The following is a 9,265-nucleotide window of genomic DNA, read 5'->3' as shown; positions in this document are numbered from 1 at the left end:
GCGCTGAGACGAACGCCACCGAAGCCCCAGCCGCGAGGGCGAAGCACGGCGCAGTAAGGACCACAGGAGCGAGCGAAGCGAGCGACGAGGACCGCAGCGAGCCGCGCGAGCCCTCGCGGCTGGGGCTTCGGTGGCGTTCGTCTCAGCGCACCGCTAGGCGACGCACAAAAATACTTCTGAGTATCGGTGCGACACGCTTAACCCCGAAACCCGCGGATCGGTGGGTAATGAGTACCGACGCGGCGAGCGACGCCGAGTCCGGAGACGCCGACTCCGGGAGCGACACCCCCGAGGCGTTCGTCCGGACCTGCGAACACCTCGTCGACCGCATCCTCGACGGCGAGATCGAGCGCGACGACCTCGAACGCGCCAAGCTCGACGCCTGCTCGGAGTTCGGCTCCCCGAAGGTGCCGAAGAACACCGAGATACTCGACCACGCGCCGCCGGAGGCCCGAGACGACGTGATCGAAGTGGTCCAGCGCAAGCCCGTCCGGACCGCCTCGGGCGTCTCGCCGGTCGCGATCATGACCTCGCCGGAGCTGTGCCCGCACGGGAAGTGCCTCTACTGCCCCGGCGGCCCGGCCTCCGAGTTCTCCTCGGCGCAGTCGTACACGGGCCACGAGCCCGCCGCGGCCCGCGGCGAGCAGAACGACTACGACCCGTACGGTCAGGTCACCCTCCGGCTCGAACAGCTCCGGAAGATCGGCCACCCGGTCGACAAGGTCGAGCTCATCCTGATGGGCGGGACGATGACCGCGCGCTCGCACGACTACCAGGAGTGGTTCGTCAAGCGCGCCCTCCAGGCGATGAACGACTACGACCTCGACAAAGAGCCCGAGCCGGCGGAGGGCGAGTCGTTCGCACCGGACCCCGACGCGACCGAGTTCGAGTACCTCGAAGACGTGATCGCGGAAAACGAGACCAACGCGATCCGCAACATCGGGACGACGTTCGAGACGAAGCCGGACTGGTGCGACCCCGAGCAGATCGACCGGATGTTGGATCTCGGCGGGACGAAGGTCGAGGTCGGCGTCCAGACCACCTACGAGCGGATCAACCGCGAGATGCACCGCGGCCACGGTAACGAGGCGAGCCGGAACGCCAACCGCCGCCTGCGCGACGCGGCGTTCAAGGTCGGCTTCCACATGATGCCGGGACAGCCCGGGATGACCCGGGAGATGTGTCTGGAGGACTTCCGGCAGCTGTTCGACAACCCCGACTGGCGGCCCGACTACTTGAAGATCTACCCGACGCTCGTCGTCGAGGGAACCCGCGTGTACGACCGGTGGCGGCGCGACGACTTCGACCCGCTGACGAGCGAGGAGGCGGCGGACCTCGTCGCCGACGTGATGGACCTGATCCCGAAGTACACGCGGCTCCAGCGCGTCCAGCGCGACATCCCCGCGGACTTCATCGACGCCGGCGTCCAGAAGTCGAACCTCCGCCAGCTCGCGGCCCAACGCGCGGAGGAGAAGGGGATCGTCCAGCGCGACGTCCGCGCCCGCGAAGTCGGGCACAACGACGCCGATCCGAACCCGGACGACGTCGAACTCGACGTCTTGACCTACGAGGCCGGCGGCGGGACGGAACACTTCATCTCCTTCGAGGACCCGGTTCGGGACCTGCTCGTCGGCTTCTGCCGGCTGCGGTTCCCCTCGTTCGCCCCCGGCCAGCCCGGCGCCCCGGGCACCGAGAGCGACCCGATCCGTCCCGAACTCGAAGACGCCGCCTTAGTCCGCGAGCTCCACGTGTACGGCAACGAGGTCGGCATCGGCGGCGACGGCGACTGGCAACATCAGGGGTACGGCACGAGGCTCCTCGAACGCGCCGAGGAACTGGCTCGCGACGCGGGCTACGAGAAGAACGCGGTCATCTCCGGGATCGGCGCTCGCGAGTACTACCGGAACAAGCTCGGCTACCGACAGGACGGGCCGTACGTCTCGAAGCGGCTGTAGGCGTCGCCCGGGCCGACCGCCAGCCCCTCGGCCGCGCTCACAACGACACGCCTTTTTCCGGCCCGGCGGTCTCTTTCGAGTATGGACCAGAAGCGGGAGCTGTCGAGCATCGACCTCGCCGCGCTCGTCACCGAGCTCAATCGGTACGAGGGCGCGAAGGTCGACAAGGCGTACCTCTACGACGACGACCTGCTCCGGCTGAAGCTGCGCGACTTCGACCGCGGCCGCGTCGAGCTCATGATCGAGGTGGGCGACGTGAAGCGGGCGCACGTCGCGGACCCGGACAACGTCGCGGACGCGCCCGGGCGCCCGCCGAACTTCGCGAAGATGCTGCGGAACCGGCTGTCGGGCGCCGACTTCGCGGGCGTCGAGCAGTACGAGTTCGACCGCATCCTCACCTTCGAGTTCGAGCGCGAGGACCAGAACACGACGCTCGTCGCGGAGCTGTTCGGACAGGGGAACGTCGCCGCGCTCGACGAGACCGGCGAGGTGATCGGCGCGCTCTCGACCGTCCGACTGAAGTCCCGCACGGTCGCGCCCGGCTCGCAGTACGAGTACCCCGCCTCCCGGCTGAACCCCCTCGACGTGAGCTACGGCGGGTTCGAGCGCCACATGCGCGAGTCGGACAGCGACGTGGTGCGGACCCTCGCCACGCAGCTGAACCTCGGCGGACTGTACGCCGAGGAGGTGTGTACGCGGGCCGGCGTGCCGAAGGAGACGCCGATCGACGAGGCGACCGACGACCAGCTCCGGGCGCTCCACGACGCGCTCGCCCGGATCGACGAGCGGCTCCGTTCGGGCGACGTCGACCCGCGCGTGTACGAGGAGGATCTGTCCGGCGACGCGGGAGGCGGCGAGGCCGACGGCGACCGCGACCCCCGCGTCGTCGACGTGACGCCGTTCCCGCTCGCGGAGCACGAGGGCCTGCCGAGCGTCGGCTTCGACTCCTTTAATGCCGCCGTCGACGAGTACTTCTATCGGCTCGCGAACGAGGAGACCGACGACGGCGAGGCGCCGGCGGACGCGGACGCGTCCCGCCCGGACTTCGAGGAAGAGATCGCCAAACAGGAGCGGATCATCGAACAGCAACAGGGGGCGATCGAGGGGTTCGAGGAGCAGGCGCAGGCGGAGCGGGAACGCGCCGAGCTGCTGTACGCGAACTACGACCTCGTCGACGAGGTGCTCTCGACGGTGCGCAAGGCCCGCGAGAACGAGGTGCCGTGGGCGGAGATCGAAGAGACGCTCGACGCCGGGGCGGAGCGCGGAATCCCGGCCGCGGCGGCCGTCGTCGACGTCGACGGCGGCGAGGGAACGGTGACGGTCGAACTCGACGAGGAGACCGGCGACGCCGACGGGGGCGACGGCGGCGGGACGACCCGCGTCGAGCTGGACGCGAGCGAGGGCGTGGAGGTCAACGCCGACCGCCTCTATCAGGAGGCGAAGCGCGTCGAGGAGAAGAAGGCGGGCGCGAAGGAGGCGATCGAGTCCACCCGCGAGGAGCTGGAGGCCGTCAAGGAACGGAAAGAAGAGTGGGAGGAGCAGCAGGCGGCCGACGACGGGAGCGGCGGTGACGGCGACGGCGACGCCGAAGAGGACGGCGAGGAGTACGAGACCGACTGGCTCTCGCGCTCCTCGATCCCGATCCGGAGCCCGGACGACTGGTTCGAGCGGTTCCGCTGGTTCCACACGTCGACCGGCTACCTCGTCATCGGCGGGCGCAACGCCGACCAGAACGAGGAGCTGGTGAAAAAATACATGGGCAAACACGACCGGTTCTTCCACACGCAGGCGCACGGCGGACCGGTGACGCTCCTGAAGGCGTCGGGACCGTCGGAGTCGGCCGACCCGGTCGACTTCTCCGAGGAGACGCTGCGCGAGGCCGCACAGTTCGCGGTCTCGTACTCCTCGGACTGGAAGGACGGCCGCGGCGCCGGCGACGCGTACATGGTCGAGCCGGATCAGGTGTCGAAGACCCCCGAGAGCGGCGAGTACATCGAGAAGGGGAGCTTCGTGATCCGCGGCGACCGCACCTACTTCGAGGACGTTCCCTGCCGGATCGCCGTCGGCGTCCAGTGCGAGCCGGTCACCCGGGCCATCGGCGGGCCGCCGTCGGCGATCGCCGACCGCGCGGCCGCGACCGTCACCTTCGAGCCGGGGATGTACGCCCAGAACGACGCCGCGATGATGGCGTACCGGAACCTGAAAGAGCGGTTCGCGGACCAGTCGTTCGTGCGGAAGGTGGCGAGCGCGGACCAGCTTCAGGAATTCCTCCCGCCGGGCGGGTCCGACATCGTCGACTGAGAGGCGTCGCTAGCGGGGGCGTCTCGCCCCCGGCTCGCTTTTCACTTCCAGTTCATCGTTTTCACTGCGAACACTCATAACGGCACGCACACTACATCGGGACGAGATGTCGATCGACCGCGAAACGTTCGACAACGCGAGCGAAGACGACCTCGCGGAGCTGTCGGCCCCACAGCGGGTCCTTGGCTTCCTCGCCGCACACGACGATCGCGCGTTCGAGGCCCGCGAGATCGCTTCCCGGATCGATCTCGAGGACGGGACGGTCAGCACGGCCCTCTCACGGCTGAAGGAGCGCGGGCTCGTCGAACACAAGGCGACGTACTGGGCGGTGAGCGACGACGACGATCGACTCCGGGCCTACGACGGATACGAGCGCGCGACAGCGCTGTTCAACGACCGACTCGGCGGAGAGGACAGAGAGTCTTGGCGTACACACGCACCGGACGAACCACATCCGAGCAAAACGACGGACGGCGGGCAGTGAGCGGCGCGAACACGCCGACTTTCGAACGCGGTGATGTCGTGTACGGTGCCGATCCGTTCAAAAGCGGTGAGGACGGGCGACCGTGGCTGATCCTCTCGAACCACGAGGGACGCCCGTTCCACGGGGACCAGTACATCGTGCTCACCCTGACGACCCGGTCGTGGATGGACGGACTGATCGAGATTCCCGCGGACGCTTGGATCAGGGGCGGAACGCCGGCGGAGAGTCGGATCGTTCCGTGGGGAGTTCAGTCGATCGACAGGGCGGACGTCGATTTCTGGCAGGGTCGACTCCGAGACGAGATCGTCGCAGAGGCCGCCGCCGAACTAGCCGCGGAGATCCGGTGAGTGGACGCCGAACCAACCTTCAAACAGTTGATTCCCCTCCGAACGCGACCCTTTCAAGCCTCCGCCCCTGACTCTGCCTATGGCCTTCGAATCGCTGCCGGAGGGGTGGCGCGTGTGGAACGAGGAGCCCGGCGGGCGGGCGATCCTCGTCTACCGTCCCGACGTCTTCGGGAGCGGCGACCTCCCGGACGAATGCCTGCCGACGATCTACCTGACGAACGGCTCCCGGGACGCGCGTCCGGGGTCCGGACAGTACGCGACCGACGAGTGGCACGTCGTGCTCTTCCTGGAGCCCGAGATCGAGGCCGTCGCGGAGACCCACGAGAGCCGCGAGGCGGGCGCCGCGGGCGCGGTCGACGTCGCGGAGCGGTTCGTCGCGGGCGAGGTGGACTACCGGGGTGCCTACCAGGTGCCGCGGGAGGAGTACTTCGCGCGTCTCGACGAGTTCGTGGGGGGCGAGGACATCGCGTGACCGCCCCGGAATCTCGCGAATACTATCCACGATCACGTATAATTCGGGGCGAGTAGAGGAGCGATACGCCACGAACACGAGGATTTTTATCGCCGCCCGCCCCACCCTCGCGTACATGAACGCCGGTGGGGACTACGGCGGCGACGAACCGAGAGAGAAGTGCGGCGTCGTCGGCGTCTCGCTCGCGGACCGGGAGGCCGCGCGACCGCTGTACTACGCGCTGTACGCGCTCCAACACCGCGGCCAGGAGTCGGCCGGAATCGTCACGCACGACGGGTTCCAACAGCACAGCCACGTCGAGCGCGGGCTCGTCGGCGACGCGTTCGAGGCGGGCGACTTGGAGTCGCTGTCGGGCGGCACCGGCATCGGCCACGTGCGCTACCCGACCGCCGGCAGCCTCGACAAGAGCTGCGCGCAGCCGTTCTCGGTGTCGTTCAAGTCCGGCTCGCTCGGGCTCTCGCACAACGGGAACCTCGTCAACGCCGACGAGGTGCGCGAGGAGCTCGCGGCCGCGGGCCACGCGTTCACCTCCGACGGCGACACCGAGGTGATCGCTCACGACCTCGCGCGAAACCTCCTCGAAGAGGACCTCGTGCGCGCCGTCAAACACACGATGAACCGCATCCACGGCTCCTACTCGCTGGCGATCACCCACGACGACACCGTGTTGGGCGTGCGCGACCCGCTCGGGAACCGCCCGCTGTGTCTCGGGAAGATCGACGACGGCTACGTCATCGCCAGCGAGTCGGCCGCCATCGACACGCTCGACGGGGAACTCATCCGCGACGTCCGCCCGGGCGAACTCGTCGTCCTCGACCCCGACGGCACTGGCTACGACACGTATCAGCTCGTCGAGCGCGAGTCGACGGCGCACTGTTTCTTCGAACACGTCTACTTCGCCCGCCCCGACTCCGTCATCGACGAGAGCCTCGTCTACGAGGTGCGCCGGAAGCTCGGCCGGAAGCTCTGGGAGGAGTCCGGGGTCGAGTCCGACGTGGTGATGCCCGTGCCTGACTCCGGGCGCGCGTTCGCGTCCGGCTACGCCGACGCCGCGGGCGAGACGACCGCCGACGGGGAGCCGCGGGCGGCCGACGACGGCGGCGTGGAGTTCGCGGAGGGACTGATGAAGAACCGGTACGTCGGCCGGACGTTCATCATGCCGACGCAGGACGAGCGCGAGCGCGCGGTCCGGCTGAAGCTGAACCCGATCAGATCGACGGTGGAGGGGAAGTCGGTCACCATCATCGACGACTCCATCGTCCGCGGGACGACCTCGACGCAGCTCGTCGAGCTGGTCCGCGAGGCGGGCGCCGAGGAGGTCCACCTCCGGATCGGCGCGCCGCCGATCCTCGCGCCCTGCTACTTCGGCATCGACATGGCGACCCGGGAAGAGCTGATCGCGGCCGACGCCTCGACGGAGGAGATCCGCGAGGTGGTAGGGGCCGACTCGCTGTCGTACCTCTCCATCGACGCCGTCGCGGACGCGCTCGGCGAGAGCCGCGCCGACCTCTGTCTCGGCTGCGTCACCGGCGAGTACCCCTTCGACGTCGATGGCGAGGCGACCGACCGAGACGTCGACGCGCCGGTCTCTGGCGCGACGCCGGCGGACGAATAGCGGCGGTCGGCGGCCGACCGGCGGGCGCGCCGTTTTCGAACTCGGTCCCGCACACGTTCGGCGTCGGTCCGACCGCTCGGGACGTATCGGGGGCTTAAATACGCTCACGGTCAGACGTGGAGACATGACACGGAACGCCGACGCCGCCGAGGACGACGCCGCGTCGATGAGCCGCCGCGGGTTCTTCCGCGCCGGGGCCGCCGGGACGGCGGTCGCCGCGGGGGTCGCGGCCGGAAGCGGGACCGCGGCCGCGCAGTACGACGGCTGGCTGGAGGGCGTCAGCAACTACGACGGAACCCACGACTACCGCGGGCAAGACGAGGTCACGGTCGAGGTCGGTGCCGGCGAGAACGGCCTCCGCTTCGGTCCCGCCGCGATCCTCATCGACCCGGGCGCGACGGTCGTCTGGGAGTGGACGGGCGCGGGCGGCAACCACAACGTCGTCGCGAACGACGACACCTTCGACAGCGGGTCGGCGGTCGGCGAGGAGGGGACCACCTTCGAGTACACGTTTGCGGACGCCGCGGACGGGGACACGTTCAACTACTACTGCGGCCCGCACCAAGCGGTCGGAATGAAGGGCGTCGTCGCCGTCGGCTCCGTCGACGACGACCTCGTCGACCCGCAGGCCGAGGGCGGGTCCGGAAGCGGCGAGGGCGGCTCCGGAGGCGGTGAGGGCGGCTCCGGAGGCAGCGGGGGAAGCTCCGGAGGCGGCGGCCTCTCCGCGACCGACATCGGGACGCTCGCGCTCGGCTTCGGCTTCGCCGGGGCGCTGCTCGTCCCGCTGTTCTACGCGGCGCACAAGAAGGCCGAGCGGAACGCGTAGCCGGTTCGCTCGCCTCGCTGCGGTCAGTCGACTGTTCTCCGCTCAGTACAGGTGGTACAGCAGCAGGTAGACGCCGATCCCCATCGTGAAGGAGACCAGCCACAACACCGCGCCGACGAATCCGACCTGCGAGTGTCGCGTGTGATACAGCTCCTCGTACGGGCGGGTCGCGGCCAGCAGGAGCGCGTGGAACACGAAGGGGACGCAGACGATCGCGAGCAGGATGTGGACCGCGAGGAAGGGGAGGTAGACGTACGAGTAAACCAGTTCTGGCCCGGGGAACTCGGTGGTGCCGACGTGGATCAGTCGGTAGAGGTACGCGCCGAGGAACGCGGCGAACAGCGCGAACGAGGTCACCATGAAGTTCCGGTGCCGCGTCACGTTCCCGCGGGAGATGGCGCGCCAGCCGAGCAGGATCGTGGCGATGGCGGCCGCGGAGACGGCGGCGTTGAAGTGCGGGATCGCGGCGAGGACGGCGTCGCTCGCGCGCGGCAGCAGCGAACTCGGGATGACGCCGCCCACCGCGCCGAAGACGAGCGCGAGCGCGACGCCGGAGGCGACGGCGGTCAGGACGGAGACGTTCTCGCGGGCCCAGTCGGACATGTCCGTGCGATCGGGCGCGACCCCCAAACGCGTGCCGGTTGCGGTCGCCGCCTTCCGGTTGCGGTCGCCGCTTCCCGGTTGCGGTCGCCGAGTCGCGGCGGCGGTCCGGCGTCCGCCCCCCGGTGCCCGGCGGTCTGCGAAACGCCGCCACGGTCCCGCCAAATGGAAGGGCTTTTAATTAGGGGAAGGGTACGTGGAGACGCGACAGAACACCGCGAGCGTGGGTAGCCAAGCCAGGCCAACGGCGCAGCGTTGAGGGCGCTGTCCTGTAGAGGTCCGCCGGTTCAAATCCGGTCCCACGCATCGCTCGGGGCACACCCCCAACGATGCCGGTGTTGTCTACACGACAGCACCCACGCACAATTCCTTTCGACCGCTACGCGATGAGTGGCGACTACGATCGGACTGCTGTGGTCGTGAACACCTCTAATGGCCCAGTCGCACATTTATAAATAGCCTACAACGGATCAGCGGCGAACACCTCCAAAGCCCCAGCCGGGGGGGGCGGCGCACACTCGCTGCGCTCCTCGCTCGTTCGCTTCGCTCACTCACTGCGGTGCTTGCGTCGTCTGCGCCGCCCCCCCCCCGGCTGCCCCTTTGAGTCCCACTCCGCACGGCACCGCACAGCGCCTCACACCTCCCCAGCCTCGTCGGTGGTCCTC

At 69.0% G+C, this 9,265-nt stretch carries 8 protein-coding genes and 1 tRNA gene; 8 read left to right on the top strand and 1 reads right to left on the bottom strand.

The window, feature by feature from the left end; translation table 11 throughout:
• Positions 1–227: 227 nt before the first annotated feature.
• The 7 genes from EXE46_RS15625 to EXE46_RS15595 all read left to right on the top strand — a co-directional run bounded on the left by EXE46_RS15625 (position 228) and on the right by EXE46_RS15595 (position 8,000).
• Positions 228–1,955: a tRNA uridine(34) 5-carboxymethylaminomethyl modification radical SAM/GNAT enzyme Elp3 gene (locus EXE46_RS15625; protein ID WP_137689270.1), complete on the top strand. Its 1,728-nt coding sequence runs from the start codon at positions 228–230 to the stop codon at positions 1,953–1,955.
• Positions 1,956–2,036: 81 nt separating this feature from the next.
• Complete coding sequence (rqcH, locus tag EXE46_RS15620) at positions 2,037–4,256, top strand: ribosome rescue protein RqcH (RefSeq protein WP_137689269.1); 2,220 nt, start codon at positions 2,037–2,039, stop codon at positions 4,254–4,256.
• A 106-nt stretch (positions 4,257–4,362) separates the two neighbouring features.
• Positions 4,363–4,740 (top strand): helix-turn-helix domain-containing protein, encoded by a 378-nt coding sequence (locus EXE46_RS15615; protein WP_137689268.1) that lies wholly within the window; start codon positions 4,363–4,365, stop codon positions 4,738–4,740.
• Positions 4,737–5,087: a type II toxin-antitoxin system PemK/MazF family toxin gene (locus EXE46_RS15610; RefSeq protein WP_137689267.1), complete on the top strand. Its 351-nt coding sequence runs from the start codon at positions 4,737–4,739 to the stop codon at positions 5,085–5,087. The genes EXE46_RS15615 and EXE46_RS15610 overlap by 4 nt, the downstream gene beginning before the upstream one ends.
• A gap of 79 nt (positions 5,088–5,166) precedes the next feature.
• Positions 5,167–5,559, top strand: coding sequence for a DUF5820 family protein (locus EXE46_RS15605; protein ID WP_137689266.1), 393 nt, complete (start codon positions 5,167–5,169; stop codon positions 5,557–5,559).
• A 115-nt stretch (positions 5,560–5,674) separates the two neighbouring features.
• Positions 5,675–7,174 (top strand): amidophosphoribosyltransferase, encoded by a 1,500-nt coding sequence (gene purF / locus EXE46_RS15600; RefSeq protein ID WP_137689265.1) that lies wholly within the window; start codon positions 5,675–5,677, stop codon positions 7,172–7,174.
• A 124-nt stretch (positions 7,175–7,298) separates the two neighbouring features.
• Positions 7,299–8,000, top strand: a complete 702-nt coding sequence (locus EXE46_RS15595) for a halocyanin domain-containing protein (RefSeq protein ID WP_137689264.1) — start codon at positions 7,299–7,301, stop codon at positions 7,998–8,000.
• Between the two features lie 42 nt (positions 8,001–8,042).
• Here the strand turns inward: EXE46_RS15595 and EXE46_RS15590 are convergent, their stop codons facing one another.
• On the bottom strand, positions 8,043–8,603 hold the full coding sequence (locus EXE46_RS15590; protein ID WP_137689263.1) for a DUF420 domain-containing protein: 561 nt from the start codon (positions 8,601–8,603) through the stop codon (positions 8,043–8,045).
• 218 nt (positions 8,604–8,821) lie between these two features.
• Between EXE46_RS15590 and EXE46_RS15585 the strand changes: the two genes are divergently transcribed.
• Positions 8,822–8,906, top strand: a tRNA-Leu gene (locus tag EXE46_RS15585).
• Positions 8,907–9,265: the final 359 nt, after the last annotated feature.

This window comes from Halorubrum sp. GN11_10-6_MGM (assembly GCF_005435165.1).
Lineage (GTDB): Archaea > Halobacteriota > Halobacteria > Halobacteriales > Haloferacaceae > Halorubrum.
Note: the sequence above shows the minus strand (reverse complement) of the source record. Positions and strands in the feature narration are given on the sequence as shown.